This window comes from Empedobacter sp. UBA3475, from assembly GCF_002378465.1.
In the GTDB taxonomy this organism is placed as follows: domain Bacteria; phylum Bacteroidota; class Bacteroidia; order Flavobacteriales; family Weeksellaceae; genus Empedobacter; species Empedobacter falsenii_B.
This window is the reverse complement of record NZ_DFRA01000023.1, coordinates 1-17,822: the sequence shown is the minus strand read 5'-3', so window position 1 is coordinate 17,822 and position 17,822 is coordinate 1. Positions and strand designations below refer to the sequence as shown.

Sequence of the window (17,822 nt, the reverse complement as noted above, 5' to 3'; positions counted from 1 at the left end):
GATACAGAAAAGTGTCATTTTCGATATACACCGATACAGGAATTTAACACTTTTTAACACATTATTTCTCTAATATTCTGTCATTTCAAGAAATCTATTTTATCACTTTTCAATTCTAGTAGAATCGAATAACCATCTGCGCATTTCTATTTTAAGAAACACATATTTTAGAGAGTGTATTTCACTTGATTTGTAGAGGAATAAAACCAAGTGTATTTATTGTATGAAGTTCAGTGCTATTTGTAATGGAAGAAATGACCAAAAACAAAAAGGCGTGAAATTCAACAAATCTGAACTGGGGTACTGGTATACCTTGTACACAGATAAGTCAAACCCACGCCTAGGTCGTGAGCTTTTTTACTTATCATCTCGTGTACTATAAATTACCAGTTTTCAGTTCGAGAATCAAAGCAATAGCTTTAATATTTTCTATTTTAAGTATTGCAAAATTACATTTTTTATGTAATTGAATAACAAACATAATAAAAATTATCCAATGTTACAAGAACTTGTAACAAAATTAATTTCAAAAATTCCGCCCTTTGTAAAAAGTGATATTATGGAAGCTATGAAAGATGATATTCTAAAGAAGTTTGGAGAGCATATTAGAAGTTTAAGAATTGAAAGTAAACTTAGTCAAGATGATATTGTATTAAATAGCAACAGAATTACGAAAGCAACGGTAAGTGATATAGAAAATGGTAAGAGAAACCTTTCTTTTACAACTTTAATTGATTTAGCCAAAGGTATGAAAAGGCATCCTAAAGAATTACTTGACTTCAAAACAGAAGAAATATAATGAAGTAGAAAACATAAGTAATTAAAAACGTTTTATTTAAAAACAATATACTAAATTAGTAGTGTTAGCTTTTAGGTAAGTTTAATTTTAGTAATAGTACTCTGGAGTTAATTTTAGGTTTGTCTAACTCCAGAGTATTTTATTTATATCTCCTATTATTAATAAATACAAAAACAAAGGGCTCTTTAGAAAACTATTCAACCTCTTTCAATTTTCTTGCGATTTCTAATTTTTCTTGAAGCAAGTTAATCTCTTCTTGCATTTTCAATAATTCTTGTTGCAAAGAATTGTTAGTTTGCATTGTACTGAAAGAGCGTAAGCAAAAAGTATGACAGTTGCGAACGGCGACAATGCCATAGCTTGCGGCAAACAAAAAAGGCTTTACACAGGGATTGCTGCATAAAGCCGTATTTTTTTGAGCGTGGGGATAAGTATGGTAAATCTTATTTATAAAATTAATTTAACGATTCTTTTATCGTTCTAAAATTAGCTAAGGCACTTTCTATGTTGTCAATAATCTCATCAATTATTACTTCCGGATCTGGAAGATTATCCAAGTCAATCAGGTTATCATCTTTAAGCCAGAATATATCTAGGTTAGTTTTGTCCCTTTCGATAATCTCTTGATAAGAATATTTACGCCAACGACCACTAGGATTATTAACAGACCAAGACTCTTCTCGTTCATTCTCAGAACCTATTTTATAATTCTCTATAAAATCTGCCAGATGCTTAAATGTTATTGGATTATTTTTTGGAGTATGATGAATGTTTGTACGATAATCATAAAACCAAATTTCTTTTGTTTTGATCTCTTCAGATGGTTTCTTTTTTTCAAAAAATAAAACGTTCGACTTCACCCCCTGTGCATAAAATATACCTGTAGGCAATCTTAAAATAGTGTGTAAATTTGTTTCCTCAAGTAGTTTTTTACGAATGATTTCACCAGCACCACCCTCAAATAAAACGTTATCAGGAAGTACTACCGCAGCTCTTCCGTCTTCTTCTAACATAGATACTATATGCTGTAAAAATGCTAGTTGTTTATTGCTTGTAGTAACCCAAAAATCTTTACGTAAAAAATAGCCGTCTTTTTTCGCTTGATTTTCATCTATTGTCGGTATATCGCTACTACTTTTTCCAAAAGGTGGATTCGCTAATACAATTTTTACTTTGGGAACTTCTTTATTTACTTTTTGAGGATTTAAGCTATCAGACACCTGTATGTCTGGTGTTTTTTGTAAATCTCCGATTCCATGTAAATACAAATTCATTAAGCATAATCTTGCAGTAGCTTTTTCGATTTCCCAACCATGAAATGTGTCAAACTTCAAGAAATTCTCTTGGGCTTCTGTGAGCTTGCTATTTTCCCAAATATGATTTAATGCTCCTAAGAAGAATCCTCCTGTACCACAAGATGGATCAGCAATAGTTTCCTCAGGAACCGGATTGATACATTCCACCATTGCCTGAATTACAGGTCTTGGTGTAAAGTACTGTCCGGCACCACTATTTTCTGCATTCTTTTGCAATAAGGTTTCATAAATCTCTCCTTTGATATCAGAATCTGTTGAAGACCAATTGTCTTCATCAATAAGCTGAAGTAATCTTTTCAGCTTTATAGAATCATGAACTTTATTTTGAGCACTAGCAAATATCTTTTCAAGCATTCCGCCTGACTCTGCTAGTGTTTTTAATATTTGCTCATATTGTTCTAAAAGTGCTCCGCCTGAATTCGAAACTAACGCCTTCCAATTGCAGATATTTGGTAAGTTATATTTACTCTGATTTTCATCTGCCATTTTTAGAAATAACAAATAAGTTAATTGTTCCAAATAGTCATTGTACCCTAAGCCGTCATCACGTAGGGTATCACAATATGACCAAATTTTTTGTGCTATGTTGGATGTTGACATATTCTTTTTGTTTTTAAGCTGCAATTTTAGAAGCCCATAGTAAACCTGTACTAAGCAAGCAAGCCTTAACTGTTGCCGAAAATTCAGACGAAGGTTGAGCTAATTCTTTCAATTGTTTTAATTTCTCTTTAATTTGACCTTTTCTTAAGATACTTGGGATGACATCATTCTGCTCCATTAAATTCTGGATCTCGGTAACAAGAGTCGAACTTTTAATCCATATATCTTTTCTTGCTTCTTTTAAGAGTTTAAAATTTAAATTTAAACTTTCAATTGTATAACTAGCTCTTTCATAATCCCAACCTGATGAAGTTATGGGAGTTACTTCTCCATTCTGATTAAAAGTAATTTTGAGAATATCTTCTTCCTCACAGGGATCTAAAAAATAAATTAGCTCATCTTCAAATGGTGTATTTGGGTCGTTTGATTTATTATTTCTTACAGCGAACTTATCTCCCTTTCTAACATTACCTGTCCCTCCGCAAACTCTATAATTAGTCCATACAAATGCCAACCACCAATAACCACCGTAGTCTACTTTATCAATTCCCCGTGCTATTTTTTTAGGTCTGAAATGGTCAACATGTAAATGATTATAAACATCTTTTGACTCTGAATACCAGCATTTGTTGTTTGAAATTGACAATAAAAAATCTTTTAATTCTCCCCAAACAGTCTGATTATCATCTATAATTTGATTCCGAGCAGGTACGTCTGGAGCATTAATAAGCCGTTTTGTTAATGCATCCGCCTTATTTATCCATTCAATATCTGGCTCAAATCCGGTTCTATCTATGTGAATCATTTTCTTCTTCTTTTGAAAGTTCATCAAGAATTTCCATAGCTAAAACATTTTGCTTGTCTAATTCTTCTTTTGTAAAGCTATTTTTTCCTTGATCTTTTATGCGGTTTTTGTAAGCTATGATAAACTTTTGGTATAATGGATCTCTAAATGTATTTCCAAAACCTAAGTCTTCTAACTCTGTAAAAAGTGCCCGTAGTTCTTCTTGTCCCTCCTCTGAAAGTACTCCTTCTTGCTGTTTTATTAACAACTCATTTCTCTTATCTAACTTTTCTTGGGTAAAGTCATCTATAGTAGTTGGTAATCCAAAAAACTCACTTGTTAATATACCTTCAACACCTAATCCTCTTGGATCTACTTCTGGCTCTTCAACTATAATTTGACCATCAGATGTGGTTCTAAATAATCGAACTTCTTCTTTAGTGAGATTTCCTATTACCAGAGGATCATGTGTATTGAGTATTATTTGAGTACTTGCTGGACGATCAACTACTCTATCTAAAAACTCTAAATATCTCCATTTCCAAATAGGGTTGAGATGCGTGTCAGGTTCGTCTAGTAAAATTAATGAATCCTCATCTTTTGTGAATTTTAGTAACCCTAATACGGTTAGCAATTGCTGTTCACCTTCACTTAATTCCTTAAATGTAATACTACCGTCAACATTTTTCTTTTGGACTTTAATCCTAACTTCTGCAATGAGTTTTGAAATGTATGTACTTTCTAATGCTTTGAACAAGGCTGTATTATTTGTATAAGTTTTAGCTAACTCTTGAAGTTTGTCTTTCCCTTTCAAATACAGATAGAGTCTTTTTTGATCTTCTGTTTCTGCAAAATCAGTTCTTATGTTCTCATCATTATATATCGGAGCTAGAGATAATTCCCAAAGCTTTTCCAAGAAAGGTCTAACTAATCCTTTTGCAGTCCAAAAAATATCATCTGGATTCTTTTTAATCCTGCTTTCAGCCCATTTGGGCATTTTAAGGGCAAAAAGAATAGATTCAATATCTTTAATATTCAATACCTCATTTAAGAATTTTAAACTCTCTTCTTCCTCATGTGTAAAATACGCAAGTAATACAAAATAGGAATGAACCAATTGCACATAGAATAATTTTCTTAGAGAATCAAGTTCAGTGTCTTTAAAATCATCTTTGATAATTTTGTCGTAGAAATTACTTTGATGATCCCAAAAGAGCTCTTTCAACTTATTACTTAATCCAGAGTAATAAGTAAATACATATTTAGGTTGATATTTCGCTTTAGCTTCATCCGAAAAGAAATGCTTTAACGTTTGCTTTTTATCATTTACCAAAATCACATAATTTCCTTTTTGACAGGTTACATTAATTACATTATTCTGTATTTTGTAAATAATATTATACTCAAAATTTGGCGATTGCCTTTTTTTGTCTGTACTTAAATCAAGATATTTAAAAATTAAAATTAATGCCTCAATGAAGTTTGATTTACCCGAAGCATTCTGTCCCAGCAAAACAGTTTTCATCTTATTTTCATCAAGATTAATTATGAACTGTTTTAGGTTCTTATAATCTTCTATGTAAACCTGATCTATTCTCATGATTTGTCAGCTAATTTTAAAAATGACTCTTTACCATTTCTTGGTAATTCAATAATATCTCCCGATTCGATATGTTTTTTTAACTCAGCATAAAACTCTTCAATATCGTCTTTTTTATCAGAGGATGACCAAAGATTTTTTGAAGAAACTGGTTCGATACTCTCTCTCAATATTTCAAGAATTGATTTTAATTTTTCAGGCATAGCTTTGATTTTTATTGAATTATTCTTCTTCTCTTTTTCTCTTATTAAATAATCTTCTTTCTCCGCTTTAATACGCTCAAGTAAAATACTTGCAGGCTCATCATTAGAGTCTTGTTCCAGTAGTTTTCCTGTAAATGCTTTATTAAGAATTGTCTGTTTAAATAAGTCTATTCGAGTAAGTTCTTTTGTGATTACATTCTCTGTTTGCTCAATTATTGATAAAACCCGTTGCATTTCTTGGACAATAGATATCTGTTCCTCCGGCGAGGGAATCAATATTGGTATACGATTAAGATTTGCTTGATTCAATTTAGGCTGAGCTGTACCCGTCACATATTCCGTAATATCTAACGAGTTAAAATACAAATTAAGATATTCAACAATAATATTCTCTTTTGCTTGAACTATATGAGCATGATTATTCACCCAAAATTTTCCCTCTACAATAAATGAAAGATCCTTAGCTTTACTTAATAAATTAGCCCCATCTTCTCCTAATAAAAGATATTTGCCTTCAAAAATATAATCATCAATATAATCAATAACTCCTGTAGCGCCATAGTATCGATAATGTCCATTTCTTTCTTTTCGTACTGAGCGACTTAAAGGAATTCGTTTATTGCTATAACTTACTACACAATCTTCAAATCTTTTTTCCACAAAATTTATTGATGGCTTCTTTCTCTCTAATAATGATTTGAAAAAAGTCTTTTTATGAAAAATTAATTTATTGAAGCTTAATTCTAATTGTTCCTTGCTTTTTTCAAGACCGCTAAACAACTCCTCTAATTTTAAAATAACCCTATCAATCTCTTGAATAGGAGGTATAGGAATGGAAATTTCTTCTAGTATATTTTTAGAGATTGCTTTAAATACAGAACCTGTTCCAAGATTCACAATACTGTTTTCTATTGAGCTTAGATACCATAAGATATAATGATGAGAAATATTCCCAAATGGTTTTATACTCGCAAGCCCTCGGCCAATACAACACACTTTAGGTGCAAGATTAGTAGGGCCTATTGGGGCTCTAACAGAAATTAAAATATCATTCTTTTCTGCTATCTTGATAGGAGCTGAACAATACTTGTTTATTGTTGGATATAGTTCACCAAACTCTGTTTTCCCTTGAAAGAAAGGCAAGCCTATGTTATCGTAATTATACGTATCTGAAGGGGGAGATTGCCCCATGTTAATATAAGCGATATCACTCAATTTTACGAGCCTCCAACCTTCTGGGAAATCATATTTTTCTTGTTGTTCTTTCATTTTAAATCTTTTCGAAAAGATTTGTTTTTTTTACAAATTCGTATACTTTTATTATTAATTAACAATAATAAAAACAATGCTTTATTAACTATTTTTAGTTGAAATCAACAGTTCTCTTACATCAATTTTTAACAACTTGGCTATCACTGCTAAAGTTTCTACAGAAGGTTATACTTCATTGGTACACCAACGTGAAATTGTACTTATACTTTTATCTAACTCATTCGCCAACCATTTATTGGTTTTCTCTTTTTCAGCTAATACAATTTTTAATCTATTGATTTTCATATCGCAGTATTTAATACGCATTTGATGCTAATTTATTGAATAAAATGAGGAATCCAGTAACTCTTAAGTAATTTTTTTTATGATATTTAATTACATCGAATTATTTCAATTTTAACACATTACTTACATGCTTATTAATTATTTTAAAAATTTTAATATTATTATTAAACAGATAGTAACTAGCGAAATTTTATTTTGCTAAAAGTATTATTAATAAGTTTTTTGTTTTTACGTGAAACCGTAAGTTTTTGATTATTAATTTGTAGATATTCGTTTTTAATTTTAAAATAAAATTATGAGTGGATCAGGTGGAGGTGGCTATAGAGCACCAGAAAGTGCAAAATTTGATTGCGATACAGGAATTATTAACACAAATGTTTCTTCTATTGATTTAACAGTTTTAACTAATCAAAATAATGGTGATATACTACAAGTAGAACTTTCAATAACAGAGGTGGTTACTTTGATAGATAAAAATGGAGAAATATTAGGATCAATTGTTCATCCAAATACAGTTGATTTAATAGAATGCATTAAAGAAGGAAATGAATATGAAGCTATCATTACTTCAATAAATACTCCTACTTGTCATGTTAAAATAGAAAGAATTTGTATATGATAAATGTTATTGGAGGTACGTATAGGGAAATTGACTATGATGAAGTTTCAATTGAAATATATGGTTCAGGATATAGAGGAGTTAAATTTCTTTTAGAAAATGATTGTAAAGTTAATTTTAAAACTGTTGGAAATAAAGATGTAGAAAACTATCTAAGTGAAAGTAAGAAAGTTTATGAAAATTTAACTTTTGATATAATTACATACCCCGAACTTATTACTTTTAAATATAGTTATGCTCTTGATAATCCAACTATATTTCCAAATATTTTAAATATTTCTAAAGTTAACTCAATAAATATAGTAGCTGATAATATTATTGCCTTTGGTATGTTGGACGCTGATTACAAAATAGCTGGATTAAAAGTTATATACGATCCACAAACTTCAATTAAACCCAATAAATTTAGTGATTTTGGAAAAGCACAAGAACTAATTTATATTGTGAATAAAAATGAAGCAGTATCAATTGCTTCATCTGAAAATATTGACGAAATAAGAAAGTATTTTTTCGATATTGAAAATGTCACTGCATTTATCATTAAAGATGGTCCTTTTGGTGCAACATTACATCTACCTAACGGCATCGTAGAAATCCCTTCTTACATTACAGATAATATTTATAAAATAGGATCTGGTGACATATTCACATCTAGTTTTGGGTATTATTGGATGAACAAAAATTTAACAATTGAAGAATCTGCATTTTATGCATCACAGTCTACTGCTATGTTTTGTGATAAAAAAGCATATATAGATACCGAATCTTTTTCAACTTTTGATTACGAAGAATTCAAACCAAAAAACCTTCAAAATAAACAAGTCTATTTGGCTTCACCATTTTTTGCTCTTTCTGAACTAATTTTAATAGATAAAATCAGATCAACATTTCTTTCTTTTGGGATAAAAGTATTTTCTCCTTTTCATGATGTAGGTATTGGAAATAGCGAAAAAATAGCTCATATGGATATTGAAGGAATTAATAATTCGGATATAATATTTTGTTTATTTGATAATTATGATTCAGGTACTTTAATTGAATCTGGATATTCATTTGCTAAACAAAAAAAAATGATTGGATATCATCGTACATGTGAAGAGGATAAGTTACTTATGCTAAAAACTTCCGATATTGAACATTACACTCATTTAACAACTGCTATTTACAAAACAATATGGAGTTTATAAAAAAAGCGATTTTACTATCTGGAGGTGTTGATTCTATTTCTCTCGCCTATAATTTGAGACCTGAAATAGCATATACCATTGATTATGGACAGACAGTTGCAGAAAGAGAGATTTATGTATCTAAATATATTTGTAAGCAATTAGAGATAGAACATAAAGTTATTTCGGTTGATTGTAAAAATTTAGGAACAGGAACATTAGCCAATACTAAAAGTGTAGAATTATCTCCTTCAGAAGAATGGTGGCCTTTCAGGAATCAACTATTGATTACACTAGCCTCAATGCAAGCTATCAAAGATGAGGTGTCTGAGCTATATTTAGCATCTGTAAAATCAGATGATTTTCATACTGATGGTACCAAAATATTTTATGATTTAATAAATAAAGTAACATCTTTTCAAGAAGGTAATATTAAAATTATTTGTCCCACATTAGAATATTATAGTCATGAACTTGTTAAAAATTATAATGTACCTCTTGATTTAATTAGTTTAGCACATTCCTGCCATATATCGAACTTAGCATGTGGTAAATGTTCAGGCTGTATAAAACAGTTGAAAGTTAGATATGAAATAGGTATAGAATGATGATGATTAAACAATAAATTTAAATAAAAGAATTATAAATATGGCATTAGATTTTTCTCAAATCCTTGTTGTAGGAGTGTCTTCTAGAGCATTATTTGATTTAGAAGTAGAAAATAAAATATTTGAATCCGAAAATATTAAAGGATTTAGGAAGTATCAGTTAGAACATGAAAATGATTTACTTGAAAAAGGAACAGCTTTTCCGTTAATAGAAAGTCTTTTAAAACTTAATGAAATTGCTACTAAACAAATAGTTGAAGTTGTAGTAATGTCAAGAAATAGTCCTGAAACTGGAGTGAGAATTTTAAAAGCAATTAAACATTATAATTTATCTATTACGAGATGGGCATTCTCAGGAGGAGAAACTCTAACTCCATTTATTGATGCTTTTGATGTTGATCTATTTTTATCAAAAGATGAGAAAGATGTTCAGAGATTAAGTGATACATCAAATTGTGCAACCGCTTTACTATATGATGCTCCTTTTGATTATGTTCCAGAAACCGACAGGGTTAAATTTGCATTTGATGCTGATGCTGTAGTTTTTTCAGAAGAATCTGAACAAATTTATAAAGAAAAAGGAATTGATGCTTTTCATGAGCATGAAGCTAAAAATGAAGATGTACCGCTAAATGATGGTCCCTTTGCAGAATTACTTAGAAAACTATCTAAAATTCAAGAATTTTTTCCGACTACAATTGAACTATCTCCTTTAAGAATTGCTATAGTAACTGCAAGAAATGCTCCTAGTCACATGCGTGTAATAAAAACATTAAGGAATTGGGATGTTTATGTTGATGAAGCCTATTTCATGGGAGGGTTATCAAAAGATAAAGTATTAAAAGCCTTTGGAGCGCATATTTTTTTCGATGATCAAGAAAGTCATTTATCTGGATCTAGTAAAGTTGTACCTTCAGGTAAAGTGCTTTATAAATCAGATTCACCTTTAAAAAAATATGAACAGAAAAAATAATAGAATTATATTCTTTATACAAAAAATATCAAAAAAAGCTCTTATTCAAGAGCTTTTTTGTTAAAGAAATGTTTTGGGTAAAAGTACTTTTTACCGAGCTTAAAACAAGGAATCGTCTTGTTTCTCCTCATGCGATACAACGTTTTGTCACTAACGTTAAGTAGCCTTTGCACATCTGCACTGTCGTAGAATCCGTGATCTTTGTCCGTGGGTTGTATATTCGTAATTAATTCTACTAAAAGAAGTTTTAACTCGTTGCTATCCTTCTCTTTTTGTGTAAAAAAGTAAGTGTTTTGCATACGTATTAATTGACTTAATTTCAGCAAGATACGTATTTTAATTAAATAAAACAAATCATAAGAGGAAGTAGGGATAGGGAGGGGGTGTTAATTTTTTTTATTGATTTTCTGTTTTAATTATTCGAATTTCTTTTTTTAATGTCACTTTTTTTCGTCAAAAAAACTAACGAAAAAAGACTTGGCTGTAAACCTCCCTACTAAAAATGTTCTCATTTCACTAAAGATTTTAAAAACCCTACGGGCTAAAACCTTTTTTACGTTGCATTCAATCATTTTCTTAACGTGTGAGTTTTAATGCCGGTTTCTTCATCCTTTTTTAATATTCAAATTCACTTTTAATAAGGCATTAAAATCCGTCATTTCTGAAGAGTCGAGATTGCTTTAAATAAGAATTTTAAAGGCGACATACGATTTGCAGACGAGTTTCAATCCATTGAAACAAGCGTAAAAAAGATTAGTGAGCGTATGCGAATCATTTAATCTTTTTAGTGAGTAAAATGAAGATTGAACGTCGAAAATCGCAGTCTTGACCTTTTTGGTTCGTTTTTGTGTCAAGACAAAAATGAACATATGTACCTAAGCTCTACTAGAGCTTCTCCTTTTAATTTCAAATGTTTTTTCATCAAGGTTTTCCGAAGGGTATATGTTTTCCTTTTCTTTAATGTCACTTTTTTTCGTCAAAAAAACTAACGAAAAAAGACTTGGCCGTAAACCTCTCTACTAAAAATGTTCTCATTCCACTAAAGATTTTAAAAACCCTACGGGCTAAAACCTTTTTTACGTTTCATTCAATCATTTTCTTAACGTGTGAGTTTTAATGCCGTTTTCTTAATTCTTTTTCAATATTCAAATTCATTTTAACAATGAATTTAAAAACCGTCCTTATTTAAGAATGTTTATTTATTGACCTTTAATATTTTACGTTGATTTATTGTTAATGAATAGGAATTTAAAATCCGACGATTTAGAATCGAAATGTAATTCAACTCTAAATTATTAGAATATAAAAGTTGGAGTGTTTGAGTGAAACGAGTTGCCAACTTTATGGAAATAATTTAGTTAGTTGAATCATTGAGAGTCTACTGTCGGCATCTTTTTTTGTTTCGTTTTTTGGATGAGCAAAAAATGAAAGTAAGAATTTAAAATGGTCACTGAGGTACTCTAAGTGCAGAATCTTTCCATTACTTCTTTTCTAAATCAAATTCATTTTAACAATGAATTTCAAAAACCGTCATTGCTGAAGAGTCGAGTGTCAATTCGACGTAGCGAGTGTTAAAATGATTTACTGTTTACATTTTATATGTGAATGATTTAAAGCATTTAGCGAGTAGTCGTTATTGACCGACTTGTAAGCACTATACCTAAGCTCCACTGGAGCTTCTCCTCTTAATCTCAAATGTTTTTGCGTCAAGGTAAAAATGAATATATGTACCTAAGCTCCACTGGAGCTTCTCCTTTTAATTTCAAATTCTTAATTTCAAATTTTTAATTTCAAATGTTTTTGTGTCAAGACTTCTCCGAAGGGCATATGAATTCATTTAAAAACAATAAGAACTCATGAATAAAAATGAATGTAAAATTCTTTCTATCACTTTTTTATTCATAGCTTATTTATTTTAATTATCGGTATTCATATGCCCTAGGGGGAAGCTCATCCAAAAAAACATTTCCATTGCAATCTTTTCTAATCAGAAAAGGATTTTCTCTACAATCCCTAACGCAAATACAAATCAATATTTACATTAAAGGAACAATTTTTATAAATTACTTTGTAAGTAAGCAATCATTTTCTCAGCAACTTTTTCCGAAGATGCAGGATTTTGACCTGTAAATAATAAACCGTCTTCTACAACATGCACTCCCCAGTCTTCAGTTTTAGAGTAATGACCTCCTAATTTTTCTAATTCAACCTGAACTAAGAATGGAACAACATCTGTTAATTGTACCGCATCTTCTTCAGAATTAGAAAAACCAGTTACATTTTTTCCTTTTACAAAAGGTTCTCCATTACTTAAAGTAACATTCTTGAAAACTCCTGGAGCATGACAAACAGCACCAACTGGCTTACCAGCATTATAGAAATCTAAAATCAATTGTTGAGAATGCACATCATTTGCTAAATCCCATAGTGGTCCATGACCTCCTGGATAGAAAATAGCATCGTAATCCTCAGCTTTTTCATTAGCTAATACATGTGTATTTGCAATTAAAGCTTGAACATTTTCGTCTTTATTGTAATGCTCTGTAGCTTCTGTTTGTGCAGCTTCTGTTTCGCTATTAGGATCTATAGGAGCTTGTCCTCCTTTAGGTGTAGCAATAGTAACTTCGTGTCCAGCATCTACAAATTTGTAGTAAGGAGCAGCAAATTCTTCTACCCAAAATCCTGTTTTATGTCCTGTATTTCCCAATTCATCATGAGAAGTAACAACAAATAATATTTTCATAATTTTAATTATTTAAATTCAACAATAAATTCTTCGTTTGGTAGTCTAACTTTTTTCATAGATCCAATCCAGTCTAATTCAGGATCGGCAACACCAACATACATTAAAGATACACTTTTAAGACCTAACTCGTCTAATTTTAAAACTTTATCTACAATAGCGTTATCAAAACCTTCTACAGGAGTAGTATCAACTTTTAACTCAGCAGCTTGTGCTAATGCAAGCCCTAATGCAATATAAGTTTGACGAGCAGTATGTGCAAAATTTTCCTCTGCTGATGTATTCAAGTAAATACCTTTTATTTTATCTGTATAACTTCCGAAACGACCTCTTGGCAATCCTCTTTCATCTGTAGTAAAATCATATACTTTATCAATTCTTTCTGCTGTATAGTTGTCCCAAGCAGCAAAAATAATTACATGTGAACAATCTCTCATACATTCAGGATTAAGAGCTCCTTCTACTAATTGATTTTTTAAATCTTGGTTCTCTACAACTAATACTTTAAAAGGTTGTAATCCAGATGAAGTAGGTGCTAGTCTAGCAGCTTCTAAAATTTTATCAATTTTATCTTGACTAACTTTTTGCGATGGATTGTATGCTTTTACTGCATGTCTCCAATTTAAATCTTCTATTAATGACATTTTTTTAATTATTTCGTTAAAAACACAAACAACATGGTAATTAAAGCAGGAATACCTTGTATAAAAAATATTTTTTTACCAGAGGTTATACCTCCAAAAATACCTGCAACAGTAATACATCCTAAAAAGAATAGACGAATATTACAACTCCATTCATGATTTTCTATAAGAAAAGACCAAATAAGTCCTGCAATCAAAAAACCGTTATATAAACCTTGATTAGCAGCTAATGCTTTCGTAGGAGTAAATAAATCTTTTGGTAAAGATTTAAATGTTTTTTTACCTGCTGTTTCCCAAGCAAACATTTCCATCCAAAGAATGTAACAATGTTCAATTGCAACAACTGCGGTTAAAATACTTGCTATAATTTCCATATCATTTGTATTAATTTACAGAAACACTTAATATAACTTCAATATTTCCACGAGTTGCATTAGAATAAGGACATACTTTATGTGCTGTTTCAATAAGCTTTTGAGCTTCTTCCATTGAAACACCTGGTATATTAGCATGTATCTCAGCTGCAAGACCATAACCTCCGCTTTCTAATTGTCCGATAGCTACTTTTACTGTAACGCTCGTTTCTCCTGTTTTTATTTTTTGCTGTTTGATCACCAAATTCAATGCACTATCAAAACAGGCAGAATATCCTGCTGCAAATAGCATTTCAGGGTTTAAAAAGTCATTATTTGCACCTCCTAATGCTTTTGGAGTACGTACTTGCATATCTAAAACACCGTTTTCACTTTTTACTTGTCCACTTCTACCTCCCGTAGCTGTAGCCTGAGTTTCATATAATTTTTTCATTGTTGTTTGTTTAAAATTTTATTTGCTATTTTTTTTAATTGTTTAAGCTCATCTACAGATATCGCCATTGATTCTAACAATTTTTCAGGAATATCTTTGGCTTTCTCTTTCAAAGCACTTCCTTTTTTGGTCAAAGAAATTACTACAATGCGCTCATCTTCAATATTTCTACTTCTAACAACCATTTCTTTTTGCTCCATTCTTTTTAGTAAGGGTGTTAGTGTACCGCTGTCTAAAAAAAGTTTTTCACCTAATTGCCCTACTGTTTGCTGTTGTTCTTTCCATAAAACCATAAGCACTAAATACTGTGGATAGGTAATATCAAGTGGATCTAAATATAAACGGTACATGTTGATTATCTTTTTTGAAAGCGCATATATGGGAAAACAAAATTGATTATCTAGTTCTAGCGTATCTTTCATAGTTCATCAATATTAAATTACATAACAAAGTTACAAAATTATATTGTACAAAATATAATTTTGTAAAACATTAACAAATGTTTTATTAAAAATTACAATCTGTAAACATTAAGTAATACCTTTTATAATATTTAGAAATAGAATTTTATTAGTTTTTATTTTATTAAGGATAAATATTTTTCATATCCTTTAGCTTTCATTTCTTCTTTTGATATAAACTTTAATGATGCACTATTAATACAATATCTCAATCCTCCTTTATCTTTTGGGCCATCATCAAAAACATGACCTAAATGAGCATTACCAGTTTTACTTCTTACTTCAGTTCTTTTCATTCCAAAAGAATTATCATTTATTTCTTCAATAAGATTTTTACTGATTGGTTTTGAGAAACTTGGCCAGCCACAACCTGATTCAAATTTATCCGTTGACACAAAAAGAGGTTCACCAGTTGTTATGTCTACATAAATTCCTTCTCTAAATTCAGAATTATATTCATTTGAAAAAGGTTTTTCTGTTGCACCATTTTGTGTAACATCGTATTGCAAAGAAGTTAAATGTTTTTTAAGTTCACTTTGGCTTTCTTTGATATATTCTTTTTCTTGAATAGGATTTGCCTTACGAGCATCATCAAATAAACTTGGTGATATATGGCAATATCCTTTTGGATTTTTATTTAAATAATCTTGATGATAATTTTCTGCATCATAAAAATTATGTAAAGGCATATTTTCTACTACAATTTTTTGATTATAATTTTTTTCTAAATCTTTTAACTTCTGATCGATTAATTTAGAGTCAGTTGGGTTTGTATAATAAATTCCTGTTCTATATTGTGTCCCTAAGTCATTTCCTTGTTTGTCTAGACTCGTAGGATCTATTGTCTTAAAATACAAATCAATTAATAATCCTAGATCAACTATATCAGGATTATAAGTTACCTTGACAGTTTCAGCAAAACCAGTTTTACCTGTGATCACTTCTTTATAAGAAGGCTTTTCTATAGTTCCATTAGCATAACCTACAACTGTATTTGTAACCCCTCTGACCTGTTGAAAAAAATGTTCTGTTCCCCAAAAGCATCCTCCTGCAAAATATATTTCATTTTCTGATGTGTTATTCATTTTCTGATGTTTATTCGATTTAACTAAATTATTTTTATGAGTTTTACAACTTATACTTGTTAGTATTATTCCTGTAATAATTAATGAGCTTATGATGAATAATTTTTTCATGATTTTTTATTTAAAGATTGAGCTAAAAGAGTGAAACCAAAGCCGAAGTAAGCTATATCTTTTAAAATGAAAAAATCTGTTACAGGAACTCCATCAACAAATTTCCAAATCCCGGGAGTTGTAAAAAGATAACTAAGAGTTGTTCCGAAAATAATAAGAATAGCTATTCCCGCATATTTTTTTAATGATTGATATTTTAAAGTTAAAACAACTAATAATGCTACAAGTAATTCAAGTACTCCAACTATATTAGATACAGTTTGATCACTAAATATTTTATAAATCCAAAACGATAATGGGTGATTTTCTACAAGAGACTTTATAGCTTGAGCCTCTGTTGGTGTAAACTTAAAAATGCCTATCCACACTAAAAGTAATACTGTTCCAAATAGAGGTAAGTAATATCCTATTTTGTAAAGATTTATAAAGGGTGAATTAATATTCAAATTATCTTTATGAGTATGAACTAAATTTTTTGTTTCCATTTTTTAATAATTTTTATTGTATATACGATCTTTTATAATAGTAGTCGTATAAATAATTAAAACCTGACAAAAAAAATCTATTTTTTTTTGTTAGATATTAATCTTTCTATAATTTTTACAAAAAAAAAACCATTGTAAATGTATCATTTAAAATGGTTTGAGTTTTTTTATTGTTTTATGAATTTATCTTAAATTTCATTAAATATGTGATGTATTATAATTAAAATAAAAATTAACTTTAGACTATACTTTGGAAATTATTTAATAAAAATTTTAGTCTTAAAAATAGCAGTTTAAAAAGAAAATATTATTTATACACTTTATTTTTTGATAATAAACATTCGTAATGTATTTATTCATGTTTACAATGAGTTTCTATTTTGGACTTTATTTTAGATTTTAGAGCATCTACATTAATTAATTTTTCTTTTGAATTTTGTTTATTCAAAAGATTATCTATTAGCTTTACTTTTTTGTAGTAAGAAGCGCACCATTTACAACTATAAATATGTAAATTCAATCTCAAATTTTGAATTAATGAGATTTTTTTTGCATTTTTTTTCTCTATTTCAAATGTTATTTCATTACAAGGCATAATAACCCAATGAATAATTTTATTCCACATAAGTTAATTTTTAATTAGATAAATTAGATTCAATGCACTCTCTTAATTGTAATCTAGCTCTTTGAAGAATCTTCCATAAATTAGTCGATGTAATTCCTATTTCCTGACAAACAAGTTCTGTTTTTTTTTGTTTTAAATAGTATAGTTTTATAGGAATTAACCATTTATTAGGTAATTTTTCTAAACAATTTTCTAAATAGTTTTCTCTAATATTATTTTCATTTTCTGTCCAATCATTTAATATATTTTTATCAATCCAATTACCATTTTCATCAAAAAAATAATCTAAAGTGATCTCATTTTTATTATTATATTTTTTTCTGTAAAAATCAGAAATTTTATTTTTCAAAATACTAATTAACCAAGTTTTTACAGAGCTATTCCATTGAAATTTCTCATAATTTTCAAAAGCTGAAATAAAAACATCTTGTACTAAATCTTCTGCATCTTCTTTGCTAGATATTAAATAGTTAGTTTTTTTTAATAGGTCCAATGTATAATCATCAATCCATTTTTGGATATTAATATTTTTATCTTTATTTATCATAGGTATATTTTTATAGAAAAACCCGTAGTGCATTTGTATTAGCTTGTATATAAAAGTTGTACAAGCTACTAAAAAGCAGTAAATTGTAG

At 29.5% G+C, this 17,822-nt stretch carries 20 protein-coding genes; 5 read left to right on the top strand and 15 right to left on the bottom strand.

Annotation, left to right across the window (positions count from 1 at the left end; all coding sequences use genetic code 11):
* Window positions 1-496: 496 nt before the first annotated feature.
* Entirely contained in the window at window positions 497-799 is a 303-nt protein-coding gene (locus tag B3I31_RS05445) for a helix-turn-helix domain-containing protein (protein ID WP_291087739.1), read from the top strand.
* Window positions 800-1,254: 455 nt separating this feature from the next.
* On the opposite strand, the gene B3I31_RS05440 is transcribed toward B3I31_RS05445, so the two are convergent.
* The 5 genes from B3I31_RS05440 to B3I31_RS14565 all read right to left on the bottom strand — a co-directional run bounded on the left by B3I31_RS05440 (window position 1,255) and on the right by B3I31_RS14565 (window position 6,859).
* Complete coding sequence (locus B3I31_RS05440) at window positions 1,255-2,715, bottom strand: HsdM family class I SAM-dependent methyltransferase (protein WP_291065093.1); 1,461 nt, start codon at window positions 2,713-2,715, stop codon at window positions 1,255-1,257.
* Window positions 2,716-2,728: 13 nt separating this feature from the next.
* Entirely contained in the window at window positions 2,729-3,520 is a 792-nt protein-coding gene (locus tag B3I31_RS05435) for a hypothetical protein (RefSeq protein ID WP_291065075.1), read from the bottom strand.
* Window positions 3,504-5,099: an AAA family ATPase gene (locus B3I31_RS05430; protein WP_291087736.1), complete on the bottom strand. Its 1,596-nt coding sequence runs from the start codon at window positions 5,097-5,099 to the stop codon at window positions 3,504-3,506. The genes B3I31_RS05435 and B3I31_RS05430 overlap by 17 nt, the downstream gene beginning before the upstream one ends.
* Entirely contained in the window at window positions 5,096-6,571 is a 1,476-nt protein-coding gene (locus tag B3I31_RS05425) for a restriction endonuclease subunit S (RefSeq protein WP_291087734.1), read from the bottom strand. Before B3I31_RS05425 ends, B3I31_RS05430 begins: the two co-directional genes overlap by 4 nt.
* Window positions 6,572-6,739: 168 nt before the next feature.
* On the bottom strand, window positions 6,740-6,859 hold the full coding sequence (locus B3I31_RS14565) for an XRE family transcriptional regulator (RefSeq protein WP_312081811.1): 120 nt from the start codon (window positions 6,857-6,859) through the stop codon (window positions 6,740-6,742).
* Window positions 6,860-7,154: 295 nt separating this feature from the next.
* On the opposite strand from B3I31_RS14565, the gene B3I31_RS05415 reads away from it, so the two are divergent.
* From B3I31_RS05415 to B3I31_RS05400, 4 genes are read left to right on the top strand one after another with little or no spacing between them, the layout of a single operon-like run.
* Entirely contained in the window at window positions 7,155-7,478 is a 324-nt protein-coding gene (locus B3I31_RS05415; RefSeq protein WP_291087731.1) for a hypothetical protein, read from the top strand.
* Window positions 7,475-8,665 (top strand): nucleoside 2-deoxyribosyltransferase, encoded by a 1,191-nt coding sequence (locus B3I31_RS05410; protein ID WP_291087729.1) that lies wholly within the window; start codon window positions 7,475-7,477, stop codon window positions 8,663-8,665. The genes B3I31_RS05415 and B3I31_RS05410 overlap by 4 nt, the downstream gene beginning before the upstream one ends.
* Window positions 8,653-9,252, top strand: coding sequence for a 7-cyano-7-deazaguanine synthase (locus B3I31_RS05405; RefSeq protein WP_291087726.1), 600 nt, complete (start codon window positions 8,653-8,655; stop codon window positions 9,250-9,252). The genes B3I31_RS05410 and B3I31_RS05405 overlap by 13 nt, the downstream gene beginning before the upstream one ends.
* A gap of 40 nt (window positions 9,253-9,292) precedes the next feature.
* Window positions 9,293-10,225: a 5'-nucleotidase gene (locus B3I31_RS05400; protein WP_291087723.1), complete on the top strand. Its 933-nt coding sequence runs from the start codon at window positions 9,293-9,295 to the stop codon at window positions 10,223-10,225.
* A gap of 41 nt (window positions 10,226-10,266) precedes the next feature.
* On the opposite strand, the gene B3I31_RS05395 is transcribed toward B3I31_RS05400, so the two are convergent.
* The 10 genes from B3I31_RS05395 to B3I31_RS05350 form a co-directional block, all read right to left on the bottom strand.
* A complete protein-coding gene (locus tag B3I31_RS05395) occupies window positions 10,267-10,524 on the bottom strand; it encodes a helix-turn-helix domain-containing protein (RefSeq protein WP_125350412.1) in 258 nt (85 codons plus the stop codon).
* A gap of 1,757 nt (window positions 10,525-12,281) precedes the next feature.
* On the bottom strand, window positions 12,282-12,968 hold the full coding sequence (locus B3I31_RS05390; protein WP_291087720.1) for a type 1 glutamine amidotransferase domain-containing protein: 687 nt from the start codon (window positions 12,966-12,968) through the stop codon (window positions 12,282-12,284).
* Between the two features lie 8 nt (window positions 12,969-12,976).
* The gene (locus B3I31_RS05385) at window positions 12,977-13,612 is read right to left on the bottom strand and encodes a nitroreductase family protein (RefSeq protein WP_291087717.1); all 636 of its coding nucleotides are present in this window, start codon (window positions 13,610-13,612) and stop codon (window positions 12,977-12,979) included.
* 8 nt (window positions 13,613-13,620) lie between these two features.
* Window positions 13,621-13,986, bottom strand: coding sequence for a DUF1304 domain-containing protein (locus B3I31_RS05380; RefSeq protein ID WP_286502449.1), 366 nt, complete (start codon window positions 13,984-13,986; stop codon window positions 13,621-13,623).
* A 10-nt stretch (window positions 13,987-13,996) separates the two neighbouring features.
* Window positions 13,997-14,419 (bottom strand): organic hydroperoxide resistance protein, encoded by a 423-nt coding sequence (locus B3I31_RS05375; protein ID WP_291087715.1) that lies wholly within the window; start codon window positions 14,417-14,419, stop codon window positions 13,997-13,999.
* A complete protein-coding gene (locus B3I31_RS05370; protein WP_291087711.1) occupies window positions 14,416-14,841 on the bottom strand; it encodes a MarR family winged helix-turn-helix transcriptional regulator in 426 nt (141 codons plus the stop codon). Before B3I31_RS05370 ends, B3I31_RS05375 begins: the two co-directional genes overlap by 4 nt.
* Before the next feature lie 155 nt (window positions 14,842-14,996).
* On the bottom strand, window positions 14,997-16,076 hold the full coding sequence (msrB, locus tag B3I31_RS05365; protein ID WP_038330688.1) for a peptide-methionine (R)-S-oxide reductase MsrB: 1,080 nt from the start codon (window positions 16,074-16,076) through the stop codon (window positions 14,997-14,999).
* A complete protein-coding gene (locus B3I31_RS05360; protein WP_115000182.1) occupies window positions 16,073-16,561 on the bottom strand; it encodes a DUF417 family protein in 489 nt (162 codons plus the stop codon). The genes msrB and B3I31_RS05360 overlap by 4 nt, the downstream gene beginning before the upstream one ends.
* A gap of 352 nt (window positions 16,562-16,913) precedes the next feature.
* Entirely contained in the window at window positions 16,914-17,186 is a 273-nt protein-coding gene (locus tag B3I31_RS05355; RefSeq protein WP_115000184.1) for a hypothetical protein, read from the bottom strand.
* A 10-nt stretch (window positions 17,187-17,196) separates the two neighbouring features.
* The coding region (locus B3I31_RS05350) for a sigma-70 family RNA polymerase sigma factor (RefSeq protein ID WP_291087708.1) at window positions 17,197-17,822 on the bottom strand (626 nt) is incomplete at its 5' end.

Bases quoted from the DNA above. Each gene is read 5' to 3' on its own strand.
- B3I31_RS05445 (WP_291087739.1), top strand. From the start codon at position 497: ATGTTACAAGAACTTGTAACAAAATTAATTTCAAAAATTCCGCCCTTT.
- B3I31_RS05440 (WP_291065093.1), bottom strand. From the start codon at position 2,715: ATGTCAACATCCAACATAGCACAAAAAATTTGGTCATATTGTGATACC.
- B3I31_RS05435 (WP_291065075.1), bottom strand. From the start codon at position 3,520: ATGATTCACATAGATAGAACCGGATTTGAGCCAGATATTGAATGGATA.
- B3I31_RS05430 (WP_291087736.1), bottom strand. From the start codon at position 5,099: ATGAGAATAGATCAGGTTTACATAGAAGATTATAAGAACCTAAAACAG.
- B3I31_RS05425 (WP_291087734.1), bottom strand. From the start codon at position 6,571: ATGAAAGAACAACAAGAAAAATATGATTTCCCAGAAGGTTGGAGGCTC.
- B3I31_RS14565 (WP_312081811.1), bottom strand. From the start codon at position 6,859: ATGAAAATCAATAGATTAAAAATTGTATTAGCTGAAAAAGAGAAAACC.
- B3I31_RS05415 (WP_291087731.1), top strand. From the start codon at position 7,155: ATGAGTGGATCAGGTGGAGGTGGCTATAGAGCACCAGAAAGTGCAAAA.
- B3I31_RS05410 (WP_291087729.1), top strand. From the start codon at position 7,475: ATGATAAATGTTATTGGAGGTACGTATAGGGAAATTGACTATGATGAA.
- B3I31_RS05405 (WP_291087726.1), top strand. From the start codon at position 8,653: ATGGAGTTTATAAAAAAAGCGATTTTACTATCTGGAGGTGTTGATTCT.
- B3I31_RS05400 (WP_291087723.1), top strand. From the start codon at position 9,293: ATGGCATTAGATTTTTCTCAAATCCTTGTTGTAGGAGTGTCTTCTAGA.
- B3I31_RS05395 (WP_125350412.1), bottom strand. From the start codon at position 10,524: ATGCAAAACACTTACTTTTTTACACAAAAAGAGAAGGATAGCAACGAG.
- B3I31_RS05390 (WP_291087720.1), bottom strand. From the start codon at position 12,968: ATGAAAATATTATTTGTTGTTACTTCTCATGATGAATTGGGAAATACA.
- B3I31_RS05385 (WP_291087717.1), bottom strand. From the start codon at position 13,612: ATGTCATTAATAGAAGATTTAAATTGGAGACATGCAGTAAAAGCATAC.
- B3I31_RS05380 (WP_286502449.1), bottom strand. From the start codon at position 13,986: ATGGAAATTATAGCAAGTATTTTAACCGCAGTTGTTGCAATTGAACAT.
- B3I31_RS05375 (WP_291087715.1), bottom strand. From the start codon at position 14,419: ATGAAAAAATTATATGAAACTCAGGCTACAGCTACGGGAGGTAGAAGT.
- B3I31_RS05370 (WP_291087711.1), bottom strand. From the start codon at position 14,841: ATGAAAGATACGCTAGAACTAGATAATCAATTTTGTTTTCCCATATAT.
- msrB (WP_038330688.1), bottom strand. From the start codon at position 16,076: ATGAAAAAATTATTCATCATAAGCTCATTAATTATTACAGGAATAATA.
- B3I31_RS05360 (WP_115000182.1), bottom strand. From the start codon at position 16,561: ATGGAAACAAAAAATTTAGTTCATACTCATAAAGATAATTTGAATATT.
- B3I31_RS05355 (WP_115000184.1), bottom strand. From the start codon at position 17,186: ATGTGGAATAAAATTATTCATTGGGTTATTATGCCTTGTAATGAAATA.